Genomic DNA, 19,802 nt, shown 5'->3' on the forward strand with positions numbered 1-19,802 from the left:
AGCATCCCAAGCTTAGTGGCGAATATGCGGCCCGCAACGCCAGTCGTGCTTGACCGCGCGCCATAGCCACAGAAAACGTACGGTCATGACCCAGGACCTGAACACCTTCATCGCCGGCCTGCCCAAGGCTGAACTGCATCTGCACATCGAGGGCAGCCTGGAGCCCGAGCAGATGTTCGAGTTCGCCAAGCGCAACGGCGTCACCCTGCCTTTTGATTCGATCGAGGCGGTGAAGGCGGCCTACGCCTTTTCGAACCTGCAGGACTTCCTCGACATCTACTACGCCGGAGCCAGCGTCCTGCTGAAGAAGGCCGACTTCCACGACCTGGCCATGGCCTATTTCCGGCGGCTGGCGGCGGACGGCGGCAAGCACGCCGAGATCTTCTTCGACCCCCAGACCCACACCGACCGAGGCGTGCCGTTCAGCGTGGTCGCCGACGGCCTGCTGTCCGCCATGGACGAGGCGGAGAAGACGCTCGGGATCACCTCCAAGCTGATCCTCTGCTTCCTGCGCCATCTGTCGGAGGAAGCCGCGTTCGAGACCCTGGCCCAGGCCGAACCCTATCTGGACCGCATCGCCGGGGTGGGCCTGGATTCTTCCGAGGTCGGGCACCCGCCGTCCAAGTTCGCGCGGGTGTTCAAGGCCGCCGCCGGCAAGGGCCTGAAGATCGTCGCCCACGCCGGCGAGGAAGGCCCGCCGGAGTATGTCTGGGAGGCGCTGGACCTGCTGGCCGTCGACCGCATCGATCATGGCAACCGCGCCCTGGAGGACGAGGCGCTGACCCGGCGACTGGTGGCGGAAGGCAAGACCCTGACCGTCTGCCCGCTGTCGAACCTGAAGCTGTGCGTGGTGGATGATCTGGTCGATCACCCCATGAAGCGGATGCTCGACCTGGGCCTGAAGGCGACGGTGAACTCCGATGACCCGGCCTATTTCGGCGGCTATCTGAACGACAACTGGACGGCGGTTGCCGCGGCCACGCGCCTGACCCGCGAAGACCTGATCACCTTGGCGAAGAACAGCTTCACCGGCTCTTTCCTGGCCGAGAGCGAAGTGGACAAGCGCCTGGCGGAGATCGACGCCTACGTGGCCGCGAACCCGGCCTAGCTCGGCGACCAGCCGGACAGCAGGCGGCGGGGCGTATAGAGCGCCGCCTCCTTCGCGGTCAGCATCCGCCGCACCTTTGATGCTCGCGCGGCGCCCGGCCCACGGCTGGCGTATTCGAACAGCCGCGCGTCCTCCGGCTGGTACATCGTCCGCCGGCCGCTCTTAAGATTGTAGTGCATGGGGTACCAGCCCTCGGGCACGATATGGCTGTCCATCCAGCAGCGGATGAAGGCCGCGTGCCCCACCGCGTCAGGATTGCCATAGCGGCCGTCGGGAAAACTCTTGGTCGCGCGCCAAGGGCGGCCCAGCGCCATGGTGTGGTCCGGCATGTCCCGGTCACGGGTCAGGCGGCAATCCAGGAAGATCAAGCCATATGGCTCGGCGCGATCCGTATTGGGCGCGGCGATGAAGCCGTGGAAGTCCTTGCCCGGCCGGGTGCGCGAGCGGATCTCGCAACGCTCGAACACCGCCGTCCCGGCGCCGTAGATGAAGTCCACGCAACCGCTGATGTAGCAGCCGCGGAACAGGCTGCGCCCGGCCTCGGCGTAGAGGGTGTCCTGCCAGCCGGTCAGAGCCACATCGTTGAAGAAGGCCCGGTCCGAACCCGGCGCCAGCCGCAGGGCCAGGGCCTGGGCGCCGCTGGCGCCGGTGCGGTCCCAGGCCACCTCGGCCGGCATGTTGCCGGGATAGTCGAAGTCGTTGGCCAGGGTCAGATGCTCGGCGCGGAAGCCGGGCGCATAGACGGTGACGGTGGCGAGCTCGCCTTCCTTCCGGGCGGCGGCATGCTGGTTGAAGACGATGATGCTGCGATCACGCCCCTCGCCGATCAGATGGACGTCGGGCCTGTCGATGACCGCCTGCCCGCGCCAGGTCCCGGCCGTGACCAGGATGCGGAACGGCCTTCCACCCGAGGCCGGCGCGGCGGCGGCGGCGGCCGCAAGGCTGCGATAGGCCGGTCCTCGCGCATCGGTCGCGGCGGTCGTGACCACCGCGTCGAATCGCTCCGCCGCCAAGGCCGGAAAAGCCGCCGAAGCCACGCCGGCGGCGCCCGCCAGGAGCACCGCGCGGCGATGAGGAGCGAGAGTCATTGAGCCGCCTCCGAGCGGACGACGGCGCCGCCGGAAGGGCGACGCCGTCTCTTCGGTCTAGAAGGTGTAGCGGAAGCCCACGAAGAACTCGCGGCCGGTCTCGTGGTAGAACGACAGCAGGCGGCTGCTGTCGTAGTACTGGTCCTGCACCTCGTTGGTCAGGTTGACCGCTTCGAAGGTGAAGGCGAGCTGGTCGTTGAAGTTCCAGGTGGCCGAGGCGTCGATGTTCAGGGTCGAGGCCGTGCCTTCCACGTCCGAACCATTGCGGCCCGGAATCTGCGTCAGGTACTTGCTGCGGTAGGCCGCCGAGACGCGGCTGCTGAACTTCGAATTCTCGTAGTACAGGGTCGCGTTGTACGAGGTCTTGGACAGGTTGGTCAGCTGGCCGATGGCGGTGACCGCCCCGGTCGAGCTGAGATAGGTCACCTCGGAATCCACATAGGTGAAGTTGCCCAGGAAGCCGAAGTCGTCGAACGGCCCCGGCAGGAAGGTGAAGGGCTGCTGGTAGTTCAGCTCGAAGCCCTTGAGCGGACCGCCGGGCGTGTTGATCGAGGTGCTGAACTGCCAGACCGGCAGGCTGGGCGAGCAGCCCGGCGTGGTGCCGCAAGCCGCCACCGCCGCGCTGTCCGGCAGGCCGAACGGGTTCTGGTCGAAGGTCGACAGCGGCGAGGTGAAGCTCTGCACGAAGGTGGAGATGTCCTTGTAGAAGAACGCCGCCGAAACCAGCGCGCCCTGCTGGAAGTACCATTCCAGCGACAGATCCACGGTCTTGGCGCGGAACGGCTCCAGGAACGGGTTGCCCGAGGTGACGGTCTTGTTGCTGCCCGTGCCGATGTTCACGCCCGGCGTCAGGTTGCCCAGGTTCGGGCGGGCCATGACCTTGGCCGCGCCGAAGCGGATCAGGAAGTCCTCGCGCGGCTCGATCACCAGGTTCAGGGCCGGCAGGACATCGTCATAACTGCGGGTCGCTGTGGTGACCGAGATGGTTTGAAGGTTCACACCGTTCACGGTGGACGGCACCACGCCGTAGCCGAGCGACTTCTGGCGCGTCTTCACATAGCGGACGCCCACATCGCCCCGCACCGGCATGCCGAGCGCCTCGAAGTTGAAGTCGCCTTGCAGGTAGGCGGTCTGCCCCCACTCATCGACCTCATAGTTGCTGCCCAGGCTGGGCTCGCGACCCAGGCGATAGATGCCGCAGCCGGTGGTGAAGCACTCATTGCCGAACGGGCTGGACCAGACCGTCCCCGGGGTCGTGGTGATGACCTTGCCGAAGTTGGGATCGGTCATGTTGAGGGCGGTCATCGCCCGCTTGATGTCCGGCGTGATCCAGGACGAGACATTGCCCGACGGCAGGCTGAGCCCCTGCAGGGTGACGAGCTGGCCGTAGCTGGAGCGCGGCACGGCGGTCAGCGGGTTGGTGGCCGCCACCGGATTGACGTTGGCGGTCGTGCCGTTGGAGCGGGCGAAGGCGGCGCTTTCGGTGCCATAGGCCTTGTAGACCAGGCCCGCCTTGATCTTCAGGTTGTCGCTCCAGTCATAGACGGCGTCGAACTGGGCGGTCTTGTAGTTGTTGTCCACGAAGCCCTGGACCATGCGGATCTCCGCCAGGGTCCAGGAGTCCGGCGCCGTGACGTTGCCGGTGCCGTACGTGATCACCGGATAGTTCGAGCCGGTATAGTCCCAGGTGTAGCCCTGGACGTTGTACTGGTCCCACTGGACCGTGTTCTGGATCGGGTTGGCGAAGGTCGATTTCGACAGACCCAGAACACCCTTCACCTTGAGGCGGTCGGTGACCTCGTGCTCGCCCACCAGGGTGAACTGGCGGAACTCGGTCTTCAGCTTGTCGTAGCGCTGCTCGCTCTTCAGATCGATGTTGTTGAACCGGCCCGTGGTCATCACCGGGAAGCCCGCGCGCGGCGTGGCGATGGTGTAGTCGAGGACGTCCACCTGGTTGATGCCGCAGGTGACCGGCGAGGTCGGCGTGCAGGCGCCAGCGGTCTGGGGCGTGAAGGTCTCCAGGAAGGACTCGTTCCGCTCGCCCTGGAAGTTGGCGTAGAGGGCGTCGAAGGTCACCAGGGTCCGGTCGTTCGGCTGCCATTGCAGCGCGCCGGTGGCGCCCAGGCGCTCCTGCTGGGTCTTGTACCAGTCAAAGCGCGGGATGCGCGGGTGGACGGCGGCGTTGGCCTCGGCGCAGGCGGCGGCGTTGGTGGCGCAGGTCGCGCCCCGCACGCTGCGGAAGCCCGGCGAGGTGGCCGTGCCGGTCTGCCAGCGCACGGTGCTGGCGCCCTGGTCGAGCAGGTAGCGTTCCGAATAGGCCACCGACAGCAGCGCGCCGAAGGTGTCGTCGCGCCAGGTGTTGGAGATCAGGGCCGCCACACGCGGACGGGCCTTCTCGCTGATGTCGTTGTAGCCGTACTTGCCCGAGACGGCGAAATTGAAGCCCGGCTTGTCGAACGGATGGGCGGTCTGCAGATCAACGGTGGCGCCCAGCGAGCCTTCTTCCGTCTCGGCCGAGGCGGTCTTCTGCACCGTGATCCGGTTGAAGAGGTCGGAGGCGAAGACGTTGAAGTCGAACGAGCGGCTGCGGTTGGTGCCGCCCGAGGCGTCGGTGCCGCCCGAGGTCGTCAGCGCCTCCATGCCGTTGATGCGGACGCGGGTGAACTGGGCGCCGAGACCGCGTACCGAGATCTGACGGCCTTCGCCGGCGTCGCGGGTGATGGCCACGCCTGGAATCCGCTGGATGGATTCAGACAGGTTGAGGTCCGGGAACTTGGCCATGTCCTCGGCGTAGATCGCGTCCACCGCGGCCGCCGACTCACGCTTGATGTTCAGCGCCTTCTCAAGGCTGTTGCGGAAGCCGGTGACAATGACCTCCTCCACCGCCACGTCGGCAGGATCGGAGGCGGTCTGGGCATATGCGCCGCCGGCTGCTGACAAGGCGATCAGAGCCGTGCCCGTCGCCAAACGGGTGCGCAGAGTCCGAGTGTTGGTTGATTGCATCTTGGTCCCTCCCTCATCCGGCGTTCTTTGGGTGACACCGGTATCATCGAGAGTTCGGGATTTTGCCGTTCTTGGCAAATGTTTTCGCGCGGCACGCAGAAGTTGCATGCGCGGAGTGGCTTCAAAGCCCCAAATGAAAGAAGCGCCGGACCCAGGGGAGTCCGGCGCTCGAGTTGAAACGGCGGGGAAGAAAAGCCGTCAGGGAAGTCTAGAAAGTGTAGCGCAGGCCCATCACAAACTGCCGGCCCGTGTGGGTGTAGGCGTTCAGGCGGTTGTCGCTGTCGACGTAGAGATCGTTGTACTCGTCGGTCAGGTTCAGGCCCTCGAGGCTGACGCGCAGGTTATCCTTGATGTTGTAGGAGACCTGGGCGTCGATATTGGTCGTCGAGTTCGTGCCCATCACGTCGTTGAAGTCGCTGCCCGGGACACCGGTCAGATACTTGTCGCGGTAGGCGGCCGAAACGCGGGCCGAGAACTTGCTGTTCTCGTAGTACAGCGTGACGTTCCAGGCATTCTTGGACAGGCCGATCAGGGTGGCGTTGACCAGCGGGGCGCCCGGCGCCGTCGAGGTCAGGTAGTCGATCTCGGAATTGACGTAGGTGTAGTTGGCCAGCAGGCCGAAGTCCGACCAGAAGCCCGGCAGGAAGGTGAACGGCTGCTGCAGGTTGACTTCCAGACCCTTCAGCTTGCCCCCCGGCGAGTTCACCGGCTGGGTCACCGCAAAGACCATGTCCGGCGTGGCGACGGTGCCGTCCAGCAGCGAGTTGGGCAGGCCCAGGGTGCTGTAGACCGCCTCGCGGCGCAGGCTTTGAACGAAGGTGTCGATGTCCTTGTAGAACAGGCCCAGCGCCACGATCGAGCCGCTGGCCGGATACCATTCCAGCGACAGGTCCAGGTTCTTGGAGCGGGTCGGCTCCAGGAAGGGGTTGCCCGAGGAGTAGTTGCGGTTGGCGCCCTGCACGGTCACCGAGCCGCCCGGCGACAGGCTGCCGATGCCCGGACGGGCGATGGTCTCGGCAGCGCTGATGCGGCCGATCAGCTGCGGGGTGATGTCCACCGACAGGTTCGCCGACGGCAGCCACATGTCGTACTTGTGGTCGACCGTGACGAAGCGGGTGCCGGAGGTGGCGTTGGCGTAACCGCCCGAGGCCAGCTCGGTCTGGAAGTAGCGGTAGCCGACGTCGCCGCGGACCGGCAAACCGAAGGCGTCGAACTGGTAGTCGAGCTGCAGGTAGGCGCCAGTGGTCTCTTCGGTGATCTTCGCGGCGGAGCCGGTGTTCTCACGCAGGGCCCACTGACCCGTGCCGCTGTAGATGCCGTACTGGCTGGCGAACTTCGCCAGATCCGGCGCCAGCCAGGTCTTCAGCGAACCTTCCGACAGGCCCAGGCCTTCGTCGAAGTCGAAGTTGCGCGAAAGGGCCGCGAGCGCCGCGCCGCCGGCGATGGTCGGCACGTCGGCCGTGTTGGCGCGCTGCTGGGCGAAAGAGGCGTACTCGAACTTCTTGTAGTCGACGCCAGCCTTCAGGGTCATGTGGCCGTTCAGGATGTACTGGCCGTTGAGCTTGTAGGTGGTGAAGCTGTTGTCCACCCACTCCGGCGTCAGACGCACTTCCGAGGTGCCCGGCACCATGGCCCAGGCGTTCGGATCCCGGGCGTCGAAGCCCAGGTTCATGGCCATCATCCGCGGGCGGAAATCGTAGCTGAAGTTGTTGGAGTCGAGGCGCTCGAAGGTCACCGTCGTCGCCACCGGGTCGCTGTATTCGGACTCCGAGCGGCCGACCATGGCCTTGATGCTGAAGCGGTCGTTGAAGTCGTGCTCGACCGAGGCGGTGATCTGCTTGAACTCGGTGTTCAGCTCGTTGCGGCTGGACTGGGTGCGCAGGTCGACCCGATCGATATTGGCCTGGACGAGATTGTTGCCCTCGACGATGCCCGACCGGATGATCGACTGCGGCTTGCCCGTGCCCGGACGGCTCAGGCCAAGGGCCTGTAGCTGCGATTCAACGCGCAGGCCTTCGAACTTCGAATAGAGCCCCTCGACCGTGAACAGGGTCGATTCCACGGGGCGGAACTGGATCGCGCTCGACAGGCCCAGGCGCTTGGACGAGGTGTCGTAGCTGGCATAGGCCGGGATGCGCGGGTGGAAGAGGCCGGCTTCGGCGTTGTCGTAGCCGGTGACGTTCTGGTTGATCTGACCGATCGTCTTGCCCGCGACCGTCGAGGCCGGGTTCCAGCCGCCGTTCGAGCCGCCGAAGGTCCAGCGCGTGATGTTGGCGCCTTCTTCGATCAGGTGGCGCTCGTCATACGAGGCCGAAACCAGCACGCCCAGCTTGTCGTCGAAGAAACGGTCCGAAGCGAGCACCGAGAAGCCCGGCGTCACCTTCTTGGCCAGGTCGTTGTAGCTGCCCTGGGCCGACAGGACGAGGCGGCGGCCCGAGGAGTCGAACGGCTTGGAGGCGTTCAGGTCGACGGTGGCGCCCAGCGAGCCTTCATCCACCTCGGCGGAGGCCGTCTTGCGGACGATCAGGTTCGAGAACAGGTCCGACGAGAAGATGTTGAAGTCGAAACCACGGCCGCGGTTGGTCCCGCCAGAGTTGGACGTGCCCGACGAGGTGGCGATGGCTTCCATGCCGTTGACACGGACGCGGGTGTAGTCGGAGCCGAGACCGCGGACCGAGATCTGGCGGCCTTCACCCGAGCGGCGGGAGATCGCCACGCCGGGGATGCGCTGCAGGGATTCAGCGAGGTTCAGGTCAGGGAAGTCAGCGATGTCTTCAGCCGAGATGGCGTCGACCACGCCGTTCTCGTTGCGCTTGATGTTCAGGGCGTTCTGCAGCGAGGCGCGGAAGCCGGTGACGACGATCTCGTCCACTTCAGCTTCAGCCGCCGGTTCGGCCGCCGGCGCGGCCGGCTCCTGGGCATGGGCCACGCCAGCCAGGGCGAAAGCCATCGCTGCGACGGAGACGCCGGACAGAATGCGGCTGTGGAGATTCCTGGAAGACATTCGTTTCACCCCTGGTGTGCCCGCTTGCGGCAGGCGCTTTTGATCGGCTCGAAGAAGAACCGTGATTTTGGGTGAGCCTATCGGCGGAAGCCTTCCGACGACCAATCCTAAGGCGGCATTGATTGATGCACGGCAGGCAACAATCGCCCGCGACCAAGAGCGGATCGGTTACGATCGTCCAACGCGGCGCTTAGAAGCGCCTAAAACTTTCAGCTGACGTAGGCGTCGCGCAGCTCGCGCTTGAGCACCTTGCCGATGTGGCTACGCGGCAGGGCGTCAACGATGCGCACGTCCGCCACGCGCTGCATCTTGCCCAGGCGGTCATTGGCGAAGGCCTTCAAATCCTCGGCTTTCGCCGAGGCGCCGGACTTCAGGGCCACGAAGGCCACCGGTGTCTCGCCCCATTGATCGGAGGGGGCCGCGATGACGGCGACCTCGGCCACGGCTGGGTGTTCGACGATCACCGCCTCCAGGTCGCTGGGATAGATGTTGAAGCCGCCCGAGATGATCATGTCCTTCTTGCGGTCCATGAGCGTCAGGAAACCCTCGGCGTCGAAGCGGCCGACGTCGCCGGTACGGATGAAGCGCTCGCCGTCCGGGCTGATCCAGGTGGCCTCGTCCGTCTTGTCCTGACGGCCGTGATAGCCGTTCATGGTCGCGGCGGAGCGGCCGACGATCTCGCCGATCTCGCCGGCAGGAACCTCATTCCCCTCCTCGTCGATCAGGCGGATGTCGCAACCCGGCGCCGGCACGCCCACGGTATGCAGCTTGTCCGGGAAGGCGTGGCACATGAGGATGCAGGTGCCGCCGCCCTCGGTCATGCCGAAGTACTCCACCAGCCCGCCGGGCCAGCGGTCCAGCACCTGCCGCTTCAGCTCCGCCGAGAACGGCGCGCTGGTGCAGAACTTGATCTGGAAGCTGCTCAGGTCGGTCTTGTCGAAGTCCGCATGCTCCAGGATGCGGCGATACTGCACCGGCACCAGCATGGCGTGGGTGACGCGGTGTTGCTCCGACAGGGCCAGGAACTTGCCGGCGTCGAACTTCTTCATCAGCACCACCGTGCCGCCGCCCGCCAGGGTCGGGAAGAAGCAGACCAGGGTGGTGTTCGAATAGAGCGGCGTCGACAGCAGGCTAATCGGCGCCGGGCTGAAGCCCACGCCGCCCTGCAGGGCGATGTGCCGCCAGCGCATGCCGTGCGACTGCACGATGCCCTTGGGCGCGCCGGTGGTCCCTGACGAGTAGATGATGTTGAAGGGATCACCGCTGGCGATCTCCACCTCGGCCGGGCGGGCGCCTTCATCCGCCAGCCAGCCGTCGAAGGCCTCCCCCGCGCCGGAGCCGTCCAGAGCCACGCGCGGAACGTCCAGGCCGTCCAGCACGGCGCCCAAGGCCGACGCCACGCCCTCGTCCAGGAAGAACAGCTTGGCGCCGCAGTCGGCGACCATGACCGCGATCTGCTCCGGCGAGGAGGACGGCGCGATCGGCGCCACCGCCACCCCAGCCCGCAACGCGCCCAGGAACAGCGCCGCATAGGGGATCGAGGCGGTGCCGCAGACGGCCACCGCCTCGCCCCTTGCGATCTCGCCGCGCTGCAAGGCGGCGGCGATGCGATCCATGAGCAGGTCGAGGCCGGCGTAGTCGACCGCCTCCCCGCTCTCCATCACCACCGCCGGCCGGCTCGGCGTCTCCAGAGCCCGTTGGCGCAGGATGTCGCCGATGGTCCCGAAGTCCGCCGCGATCATGGCGTCGAGGGTCTGGGTCACGCGTCGTCTCTCCGAACTCGGTCTTTACAGCTCAGACTCGCCCATGGCGGACCTTACAGGTCCTTGAAGCCCTTGCCTTCGGCCACGAGCTTCTCAAGCAGGGCCGACGGTTTGAAGTCGTCGCCCATCTCGTCGTGGAACTGCTTCATGCGGGCCAGGATCTTGTCCAGGCCCACGCTGTCGGCCCAGTGCATCGGGCCGCCGCGATAGACCGGCCAGCCATAGCCGTTGATCCAGACGATATCGATGTCGGAGGCGCGGATGGCCTTGCCCTCCTCCAGGATTTTCGCCCCCTCGTTGACCATCGGATAGAGGGTGCGCTCCAGGATTTCCTGGTCGCTGACGTCGCGCTGGTTGACGCCCTTCTTGGCGGCGAAGTCGCGGATCACCTGCTCGGTCACCGGGGACGGTTTGGCGGTGCGGCTCTCGTCGTAGTCGTAGAAGCCGGCGCCGGTCTTCTGGCCCCGACGGTCCATCTCGCACAGCACCTCGCGCACCGTGGACGAGCTGGTCTTGGCCGGGTCCCAGCCGATGTCCAGACCCGCCAGATCGCTCATGGCGAACGGCCCCATGGGCAGGCCGAAGTCATACAGCACGCGGTCCACGTCCCAGGGCATGGCCCCTTCGAGGATCAGCTTCTGCGCCTCGCGCTGGCGCTGGGCCAGCATGCGGTTGCCCACGAAGCCGAAGCAGTTGCCGACCAGCACGCCGACCTTGCCGATGGTCTTGGACAGCTTCATCGCCGTGGCGATCACCGGCTTGGCGGTCTTCTCGCCGCGCACGATCTCCAGCAGGCGCATGACATTAGCCGGCGAGAAGAAGTGTAGGCCGATGACGCTTTCCGGCCGGCTGGTGGCCGAGGCGATCTCGTCCAGGTTCAGATACGAGGTGTTCGACGCCAGGATCGCGCCCGGCTTGGCGATCTTGTCCAGCTTGGCGAAGACCTCCTTCTTGATCTCCATCAGCTCGAACACTGCCTCGATGATCAGGTCGCAGTCAGCCAGATCCTCAAGGTTCATGGACGGGGTCAGGAGGCCCATGCGGGTCTCCACGTCCTCGGGTTTCAGGCGGCCCTTCTTGGCGGTGTTCTCGTAGTTCTTGCGGATGATCCCGACGCCGCGCTCCAAGTTCTCCGGCTTGGCCTCGATGATCGTCACCGGAATGCCGGCGTTGAGGAAGTTCATCGAGATGCCGCCGCCCATGGTGCCGGCCCCGATCACCCCGACCTTCTTGATCGGCAGGACCTCGGTGTCCTCCGGCACATCGGGAATCTTGGCGGCCTGGCGCTCGGCGAAGAAGACATAGCGCTGGGCGGCCGACTGCGGGCCGGTCATCAGCTCCATGAACAGGCCGCGCTCGGTCTTCAGGCCCTGGTCGAAGGGCTCGTTCACCGCCGCCTCGATGGTGCGGATGTTGTATTCCGGCGCCAAGAAGCCGCGGAACTTGCGGGCGTTAGCCTTGCGGAACTCGGCGAAGATTTCGGGCTTGCCGCGGGCCGCCTCGACCTTCTCGTTCTGGTCGCGGATCTTGCGCAGGGGCTTGCCCTCGGCGACCACCTTGCGGGCGAAGGCGATGGCGCCGGCGCGCAGGTCGCCGTCGATCAGCTCATCGAACAGGCCCATGGCGTGGGCGGCCTTGGCGGGCACATGCTGGCCGCTGGTGACCATCTCCAGCGCCTTTTCGACCCCGACGATGCGCGGCAGGCGCTGGGTGCCGCCGGCCCCCGGCAGCAGGCCGATGTTCACCTCCGGCAAGCCCGCCTTCGCGGTCGGAACCGCCACGCGGTAATGGGCGACGAGCGCCACTTCAAGACCGCCGCCCAGAACCGTGCCGTGGATCGCGGCGACCACCGGCTTCGAGGCATTCTCGATGCGGCCCTGCACCTCCTGCAGGCTGGGACCGGTCATGGCCTTGCCGAACTCGCTGATGTCGGCGCCGGCGATGAAGGTCTTGCCCTCGCAGATCAGGACGATGGCCTTTGCCGAGGCGTCCGCGTCGGCGGCCTCGAACGCCTTGTCGAGGCCCTCTCGCACCTTGGCGGACAAGGCGTTGACCGGCGGCGAGTTGAGCGTGACGACGGCGACGTCGCCGTCATTGGTCAGGTCGGTGACTTCGTTGATGGCGGCCATGGCGCTGCTCCCCGGTTCTTTTTTGAACACTTGTTTGGATAGCGTGCATGGCTGGGCGCGGGAGTCCAGCCTTCCCTTGCGGGATAGGGGGCGGCGCCGCCTCAGATCCTCCCCCTCTGGGGGAGGTGGCCCAGAGGGCCGGAGGGGGCTGCTGAGTCAGAGCCCAGCCCTGCCCCCTCCACCGCTTCGCGGTCCCCCTCCCCCAACGGGGGAGGATTTAGATCGCCGACTCCGTCACCGCCGAATAGACCAGGGTCCGCAGCTCGCGCCGCACGGGATAAGCGCTGGACGGCATCAGCTGGGTCATGAACACCACCGCGATGTCCTCCACCGGGTCGCACCAGAAGGCGGTCGAGGCCATGCCGCCCCAGAAGTACTCGCCCAGGCTGCCCAGGTTCTTGGTCCGGGCCACATCCACGGTCATGGCGAAGCCGAGGCCGAAGCCCAGCCCCTCGAACACCGCCTCGCTGAACAGGGAGGTGGAGACCTGGGTCAGCTCCTTGCCGCCCGGCAGGTGGTTCATGGTCATCAGCTTCAGGGTCTTCGGCCCGATCAGCCGCGCCCCGTCCAGCTCGCCGCCGTTCAGCAGCATCCGGCAGAACCGCATGTAGTCGGCGGCCGTCGAGACCAGGCCGCCGCCGCCGGACTTCAGCGACGGGTCGGCCAGATAGGCGCTCTTGGCCGGATCATCCTGCAGCACCACCTTGCCCGTGGGGGTCAGGGCATAGCAGGCCGGCAGGCGGCTCTCCTGCCCCGGCCGCACGAAGAAGCCTGTGTCGACCATCTTCAGCGGATCGAAGATGCGCTCCTTCAGGAAGACGTCGAAGGGCTGGCCGCTGACCACCTGGACCAGATAGCCCAGCACGTCGGTGGCGACGCCGTAGCTCCAGCTCGTCCCCGGCTGATACTCCAGCGGGATGGTCGCCAGCTTGGCGATCATGTCGTCCAGCGTGCCGTCGTTGGGCAGGTCGTCCAGCTTCAGCTTGCGATAGGCGGCATCCACATTGCTGCGCTGCTGGAAACCGTAGGTCAGGCCGGCGGTGTGGCGCAGCAGATCGAGCACCCGCATGGGCTCGCTGGTCGGCCTGGTCTGCCACGCGCCCTCGACGCCGGCGGCATAGACGGCCTGGTTCTTCCAGGACGGGATGTAGCGGTGGACTGGATCGTCCAGCGATATCTTCCCCTCCTCCACCAGCATCATCAGGGCGATGGAGGTGATGGGCTTGGTCATGGAGTAGATGCGGAAGATCGCGTCGTCCTTCAGCGGGACCTCGCGCTCACGGTCGGCCAGGCCCAGCACGCCGTTGTGTACCAGCTGGCCGCGCCGCCAGACCATGGTCTGGGCGCAGGGCAGCCTACCCGTGTCGATGTATCGGGACTGAAGATGGGCGTCGATGCGCGCAAGGCGCTCCGAAGACATGCCGACCGATTCCGGTTTCCCCATGCGCATTCTCCCTTGTTCTTGCTGGACGTATTTTGCGGACGAAGCTTTATAGCCCTGTGCGCTGCGGGCAACCGCAATGGCGCGGACGGAACGTTAGGGATCATGGCCGCAACCGCTCGACAGACCGCCGCCACGGCGCGCTACGAGGCCAAGAAGGAGGCGATCCTCGCGGCCGCCACCGCCACCCTGAACCGCCAGGGGGTCAAGGGCATGACCATGGCCGGCGTCGCCGCCGAGGTCGGGCTGATCACCACCAGCGTCACCTACTACTACCGCAAGAAGGAAGACCTGGCCGCCGCCTGCTTTCTGCGCGGGATCGAGCGTTTCGCCGCCCTGGTCGACAAGGCCTCGACCGCCGCCACGGCCCAGGAGCGGCTGCTGGCCTTCCTCGACCGGTTCCTCGATCTGCAGCGCCGGGTGCGCAAGGGCGAGGCCCCGCCCCTGGTTAGCTTCACCGAGGTCCGCACCCTGAACGAGCCGCACCGCACCCCGGTGTTCGAGGCGTTCAACAACCTGTTCCGCCGGGTGCGCGAGCTGTTCGACACGCCAGAGTTGGCGGACCTCAGCCGGGCCGAGCGCAACGCCCGCACGCACCTGCTGCTGGAACAGGTGTTCTGGACCGGCACCTGGCTGCGCCGATACGAGACCGAGGACTATGGGCGCGTCCGCGACCGGATGTTCGATATCCTCACCGGCGGTCTGGCCGCCCGGGCGCAGGACTGGAATCCGCCGTCGCTAACCGTCGGCCAGCTGACCACGGACCCGCAGGAAGCCTCCCGCGAGACCTTCCTGGTCGCCGCCACCCGCCTGATCAATCAGCGCGGCTATCGCGGCGCGTCGGTGGAGGACATCTCCGCCGCCCTGAACGTGACCAAGGGCTCGTTCTACCATCACAACGACGCCAAGGACGGTCTGGTGGTCGCCTGTTTCGAGCGGACCTTCCAGGTCATGCGCGAGGCGCAGTCGGCGGCCCGCGACCTGCCCGGCGATCAGTGGAGCCGTCTGGCGGCGGCCACATCGGCCCTGGCCCGGCACCAGTTGTCTGAGCATGGTCCGCTGATGCGCGCCTCCGTGATGACCGCCCTGCCCGCCGACCTGCGCCACGACATGTCGGAGCGCTATGTCCGCGTCTCCGACCGCTTCTCGGGCATGGTGTCTGACGGGATCGCCGAAGGCTCGATCCGGGCGGTTGATCCGATGATCGCCGCCCACATGCTCAACTCGCTTCTGAACGCGGCGGCCTCGCTGGCGGTATGGGCGGGCGACACCAAGAAGGAAGACGCCGCCAGCCTCCTGGTGCGCCCCCTGATGGTCGGAATCTTCCGGCCCTAGTTGCGCACGTCGATGATCACCCGGCGATAGCGGGTCATCGGCAGGTCCGCCTTGTCCGTGACGGCGACGATCACGTGCATATCGCCCATCCGGAACAGGCGCGAGTTCGGCACGGTCAGGCTCGCGACGGCCTGATCGGCGTCCGCGATGTTGACCGGCGCTCCGGTCTTGCCCTGCGAGGTCACGAAGGTCCCCGCCTCGTTATAGACGAACCAGCGATAGGACAGCGCATTCCCGTCCGGGTCGCTCGACCCGACGGCGCTCAGCTTCACCACCTCGCCGGGGCGCGCGGTCAGCCGATCAGCATGAGCCAGTCTGACCACAGGCGGATGGTTCGCCTGGGCATAGGGTTTGACCGTCCAGGCCATCCGGGCCGCGAAGTCGTTCTGATACGCCTCGCGCCAGCGCCAGATCGTCTCCTTGTTTCCGGTGTGCCAGGCGCCGTCGACACCCAGAACCTCATCCTCCGCATCTGCCCAGAGGGGACGGGTCTCCGGCCGCAGGAACCAGGCGCGCGTGCGCGGCGTGTAAAGCTCATAGCGCCCGCCCCAGCCGCCGAAGTCCGGCCGTTCGGGAACGCTCAAACCATTGGCGATCAGGTTCAGGAAGCTGGGCGTGTCGCCTTCCATGATGAACTCGGTGTGCGGGTACTGCGCCCCCAGCGGCCCAAGCGCCCGCACGTGGGTGTCCAGCCAGGGATTGTCGACGATGCCGTGGTCCGCGCCGACAAACCGGCCGTGAAACCGGTCACCGCTGATCCCGACCCAGGTCGAGGAGTGATAGGCGCCGCCCGCGTGCATGCCCGGACTGGCGATGTAGAACAGGCCCGGAAAGTTCTCGCGCAGCCAGGGGCCGGAGTCGTCCTGGTCCGAAATGGCATAGACCCGAAGCCGCGCGACCAGACGGTTCAGCGCCTCGGGCGACCGCGTCTCGCGCACCGTCCAAAGCGCCTGCGCCAGCGTGTTCGGACCGCCCCAGGCCAGCACCCACAGCGGGCGCGGATCCTTGCTATCCGCAGCCTCGATGATCAGGCGCGAACCGGCGCTGTCCTTGCCGGCGCCAACGGCGGCGAGCCCATAGGTCGGCTGCCCCTCGCGGATCAATGAGGTCAGGCGCGCGGCGGTGGGAAAGCCGGGCTCGTGCTTTTCCAGATTGTCCCGCACCTGGCCATAGGCGTCGACGATCTGCTTGATGCGCCACATGGCCGGGCGATCGGGCTTATGGATCGAGGTGGTGGCCACCAGCCCCTCCACATCCCACTGATTGGAATAGACCAGGAAGCGGACCAGCGACTGCGCGTCGTCGGGCTCGTTCTCGATGTCGGTCAGCACCAGCACGCGCGGCCGTTCGGCGGGCGCCGCCTGGGCGCAGGTCATGCCCGCCAGACAAAGAGCGATCGCGGCTGCAAAAACACGCCAAACCAACATGCGGTCCCCCTTACTCAAGACACGGCATGGAGACCGCCTTTCAACAGCTAGCGTCATCGGGCCGGGCGGGCAAACCCCGCGAGCAAACAGGGCCTCGCTCAAAAAGCCCCCTCCCCCGTCGAGACGAAGGAGGGGCGAGGTAGGACTGGTCCGGCTGAACAGGCGGCGGCCGTGAAGCCGCCGCCCTTCCGGCTAGAAGGCCTTGCGGATGCCGAGCTTGACCGTCCGGCCGAGGGCGTCGGCGGTGAACGGGTCGTAATTCAGATCCAGACGCGCGAACGGCGGGTCTTCGTTGAAGGCGTTGTCGACATTGAGGGTGACGGTCGTCTCGCCCGGCAGGATCATCCGCCAGGTCACATCAACCGTCTTGTAGCTGCTGACGACCTTGCCGCCGCGGATCACCGTGTTGTTGGTGTTCGGCGTGGCGATGAACGGCGTCGTCCGCTGGTCCTCGTAGCTGTCGATGTAGTTGAAGGTCACGCGGATCGTGTGATTGCCGCGCTCCCACTCGGCGAAGGCCTGCCCCTTCCATTCCGGGATCGGCACCACGGTGGTCTGGTAGTTGAGATAGCCCACCGCATCGAAGGCGGGCGTGACCACCGTGCCGGCCACCGGCTGGGCCTCCACGCTGTAGTCGCGGATCCAGGTGGCGGTGCCGCCGATGGTCAGGTCGCCGCCGGCGAAGTTGTTGAACTCGTAGGTCCCCATGAAGTCGAGGCCCGAGGTCTTCACCGGCGAGCCGTTCACGTAGAACGTCTGCAGGCGGGCGATGTTGGCCGCCGAACAGGTCCCGCCGTTGAAGGTGAACCGCGCGACCAACTGGGCGAAGGCCGGGTTGGAGCAGTTGTTCGTGCCACCCGCCCCGTTGGGGAACACGGCGTTTACCATCCCGGCCACCGGCTCGGCCACGATCGGGTTGTCGAAGTCGAAGCTGAAGTAGTCGATCGAACCGCGGAAACCGCCCGCCTCCAGGATCACACCGATGCTGTAGGTGGTGGCGCTTTCCGGATCCATGTTCGGGTTACCGCCGATGTCAACGGCCCGGAACGTGCCGAGGATCGACTGCAGCGAGGTGATGTTGCCGGGCGCCAGTTGAGCCAGGGGCGGCCCACGGAAGGTGGTGCCCACCGAGCCGCGCAGGGCCAGGAAGTCCGTCGCCTGCCAGCGCACAGACGCCTTGGGATCGAAGGTCGAACCCACCGCCGCGCCATAGTCTTCGTAGCGGGCGGCGAACTGGAAGTTCAGGCTCTCTAGCAGCGGCACCTGCAGCTCGCCGAACAGGGCGTAGACATCGCCGCTGGTGTCATTGGGCGTGCCGGCGCCGAGGAAGCCGAACGGTCCGCTGCGCTGCGCCACCGGGCAGTTATTCACCCCGAAGTCCGGCGAGGCCAGGCAGGGGTTCACCAGGGTGTTGCTGATGTCGTTGTAGTCGGACTTGAACCAGTCCTTCCGGTACTGCGTGCCCAGCGCCCATTTGACGTCGCCGCCCGGCAGGGTGATGCCCAGCCCGCCGTTGAGCACGGCGTCAACCACGAACAGCTTCGCCTTCTGGGTGGTGCTCAACTCCTGGAAGAACCAGCGCGTCACCTCGGCGCTGTTGGCCACCGCCGCGTTGTACTGCGGGTTCACCTGGCCGGTGATCATGTTCTTCTGGATGGCGTTGGAGAATGGGTTGTACCAGAGGCAGCCGTTCTGGCCCGGCGTATTGGCGGAGCGGTTGCAGTTCGGACCGCCCAGACCGCGCAGGGCCAGCTCCAGCCGGTTGACGATGGTGTCGTAGCCGGTCCGCGTGCCCTTCTGCTCGCTGTAGGTGACGGCCAGGTCGTAGCCGATGTCCGGCCCGAACACGCCGTTCAGCCCGCCGGAGAACCGGTAGAAGTCGTAGTAGCGTTCGCCGCGCGACGGCCCGTTGTCGAACATCGGGTTGCCGCCCACCAGGAACGGCCGCGCCGCCGGCGCCAGATAGGCCGCGCCAAAGGTGGTCAGGAAGCTGTACTGCGGGTTCTTGGCCGCGAAGTCGATCAGGCCCGGGTTGTTGGTTGGGACATAGAAGCGGCCGGCATAGAGCGCACCCGCCAGCGCCCCTGCGCCCGCCAGCGCTTCCGGGGTCGGATTGGCCAGCAGGGCGTAGGACGGCGTCGTCTCCCACTTGGGCACCTCGGTGCGGCCATAGAGGCCTTCCAGGTGGAACTTGTGATTGTCCGACAGCTCGTAATTGAACTGGCCGTAGACCTGATAGTGCTCTTCCTTCTCAACCAGGTTGTCCCACTCGATGTAGTGCTCGTAGCAGGCGGGCGTCGTGCCGCTGAAGCCGGGCGTGCCGCCCAGGGCCGCGCACTGCGGATCGCGAAACAGGGTGGCCCCGGTGGCCGCCGGCGCGGTGAAGGACAGGAAGGTCCCGGGATTGCCCGCGGCGGTCCAGCCGCCTTCCGGATTCTCCAGATAGGGACGGTTGGCCCAGTCGCGCTCGATCACGTCGAGTTCGCCACGATGCTGCCAGCCGGCCGACAGCATCACGTCCATGCGGTCGTTGGCCCAGCCCCACAGGGCGCTCAGCGAATAGTCGCCGCCTTGCGAGCCTTCAACGAAGCGATAGTCGGCGGCGAACTCCGCGCCATCGAAACGATTGCGGGTGATGAAGTTGACCACCCCGCCGATGGCGTCCGAGCCATAGGTGGCGGCGGCGCCGTCCTTCAGCACCTCGACCCGGCCGATGGCCGCCGAAGGGATCATGTTGGTGTCGACGATCCCCGCCCCAGCCTGGGCCAGCGGGTTGATCGCCATGCGCCGGCCGTTCAGCAGCACCAGGGTGCGCATGGAGCCCAGACCGCGCAGGTTCACCGAGCCGGAGCCTTCAGACCCCTGGGCGCGGCTGTCGAACTGGTTGGTGTCGCCCAGGACGCCGTTGCTGACGGCCAGCGACTTGATCAGCTCCACCGTCGAGGGCGAGCCCTGCTTTTGAAGCTCCTCGGCGGAGATCACGTCCACCGGCAGGGCCGCGTTCTCCGGCGTACCCCGGATCAGCGAGCCGGTGACGACCACTTCCTCCACGGTATTCTGTGCATCCTGCGCCGCGGCGCCGATTGGCGCCATGGCGGTCATGGCCAGGAGCGAGGCTCCCGTCAGGAAACCCATTCTCGTCATTACAATCCTCCCTTTTTTATTGCGCGTAACTGCTTTTGTTCTTGTTACGTACGAGCGGTCTCAGGCGGCGCAGCCTCCTTGAAACAGAACAATCGGTATCTTTTGGGGGAACGGAGTTCGTAGCGACGAGGCGGGATTTACGGCTCGAACTCGCTCAATCCACCGCGCTCCGCGCCACAGCGCAGCTTTCATTGGCGACGAAGAACGCGCACGCATCACGCCAGACCCCTCCTGACGAACACTTGTTTCGATGATGCGGTATGTTTTGAAGCAACGTCAACAGGCGCTTGGCGGAGCGAGTGGTCTGCTGCGCCGGGGACACATCTGCGAACTGCTGTCAGGAATCGGCTCGAGCGGTAT

10 protein-coding genes are annotated in these 19,802 nt (G+C 66.3%); 2 read left to right on the plus strand and 8 right to left on the minus strand.

All coding sequences use genetic code 11. The annotated features are described in order from the left end of the window. The first annotated feature begins 85 nt into the window (after nt 1–85). Entirely contained in the window at nt 86–1,108 is a 1,023-nt protein-coding gene (locus P7B02_RS18085; protein ID WP_277787753.1) for an adenosine deaminase, read from the plus strand. Here P7B02_RS18085 and P7B02_RS18090 read toward each other — a convergent pair. From P7B02_RS18090 to P7B02_RS18115, 6 genes are all read right to left on the minus strand, one after another. Then, on the minus strand, nt 1,105–2,196 hold the full coding sequence (locus P7B02_RS18090; protein ID WP_277787754.1) for a pectinesterase family protein: 1,092 nt from the start codon (nt 2,194–2,196) through the stop codon (nt 1,105–1,107). The genes P7B02_RS18085 and P7B02_RS18090 overlap by 4 nt on opposite strands. 57 nt (nt 2,197–2,253) lie before the next feature. Then, the gene (locus P7B02_RS18095; RefSeq protein ID WP_277787755.1) at nt 2,254–5,199 is read right to left on the minus strand and encodes a TonB-dependent receptor; all 2,946 of its coding nucleotides are present in this window, start codon (nt 5,197–5,199) and stop codon (nt 2,254–2,256) included. Nucleotides 5,200–5,407: 208 nt separating this feature from the next. After that, complete coding sequence (locus P7B02_RS18100) at nt 5,408–8,203, minus strand: TonB-dependent receptor (protein ID WP_277787756.1); 2,796 nt, start codon at nt 8,201–8,203, stop codon at nt 5,408–5,410. Between the two features lie 209 nt (nt 8,204–8,412). Continuing rightward, a complete protein-coding gene (locus P7B02_RS18105) occupies nt 8,413–9,945 on the minus strand; it encodes a class I adenylate-forming enzyme family protein (RefSeq protein ID WP_277787771.1) in 1,533 nt (510 codons plus the stop codon). Nucleotides 9,946–10,019: 74 nt separating this feature from the next. Continuing rightward, the gene (locus P7B02_RS18110; RefSeq protein WP_277787757.1) at nt 10,020–12,095 is read right to left on the minus strand and encodes a 3-hydroxyacyl-CoA dehydrogenase NAD-binding domain-containing protein; all 2,076 of its coding nucleotides are present in this window, start codon (nt 12,093–12,095) and stop codon (nt 10,020–10,022) included. Between the two features lie 217 nt (nt 12,096–12,312). Beyond that, nucleotides 12,313–13,539, minus strand: coding sequence for a serine hydrolase domain-containing protein (locus P7B02_RS18115; protein ID WP_277787758.1), 1,227 nt, complete (start codon nt 13,537–13,539; stop codon nt 12,313–12,315). A gap of 102 nt (nt 13,540–13,641) precedes the next feature. On the opposite strand from P7B02_RS18115, the gene P7B02_RS18120 reads away from it, so the two are divergent. Next, nucleotides 13,642–14,871 carry a TetR/AcrR family transcriptional regulator gene (locus P7B02_RS18120; protein ID WP_277787759.1) on the plus strand — a complete coding sequence of 410 codons (1,230 nt, stop codon included), beginning with the start codon at nt 13,642–13,644 and terminating at the stop codon, nt 14,869–14,871. Here P7B02_RS18120 and P7B02_RS18125 read toward each other — a convergent pair. Both P7B02_RS18125 and P7B02_RS18130 read right to left on the minus strand, forming a co-directional pair. Continuing rightward, nucleotides 14,868–16,298: a DUF1593 domain-containing protein gene (locus tag P7B02_RS18125; RefSeq protein ID WP_277787760.1), complete on the minus strand. Its 1,431-nt coding sequence runs from the start codon at nt 16,296–16,298 to the stop codon at nt 14,868–14,870. The two genes, P7B02_RS18120 and P7B02_RS18125, sit on opposite strands and share 4 nt — an antisense overlap. 192 nt (nt 16,299–16,490) lie before the next feature. Further along, complete coding sequence (locus tag P7B02_RS18130) at nt 16,491–19,442, minus strand: TonB-dependent receptor plug domain-containing protein (protein WP_277787761.1); 2,952 nt, start codon at nt 19,440–19,442, stop codon at nt 16,491–16,493. Nucleotides 19,443–19,802 lie beyond the last annotated feature (360 nt).

This window comes from Caulobacter segnis (assembly GCF_029543125.1).
GTDB classification, from domain to species: Bacteria; Pseudomonadota; Alphaproteobacteria; order Caulobacterales; family Caulobacteraceae; genus Caulobacter; species Caulobacter segnis_D.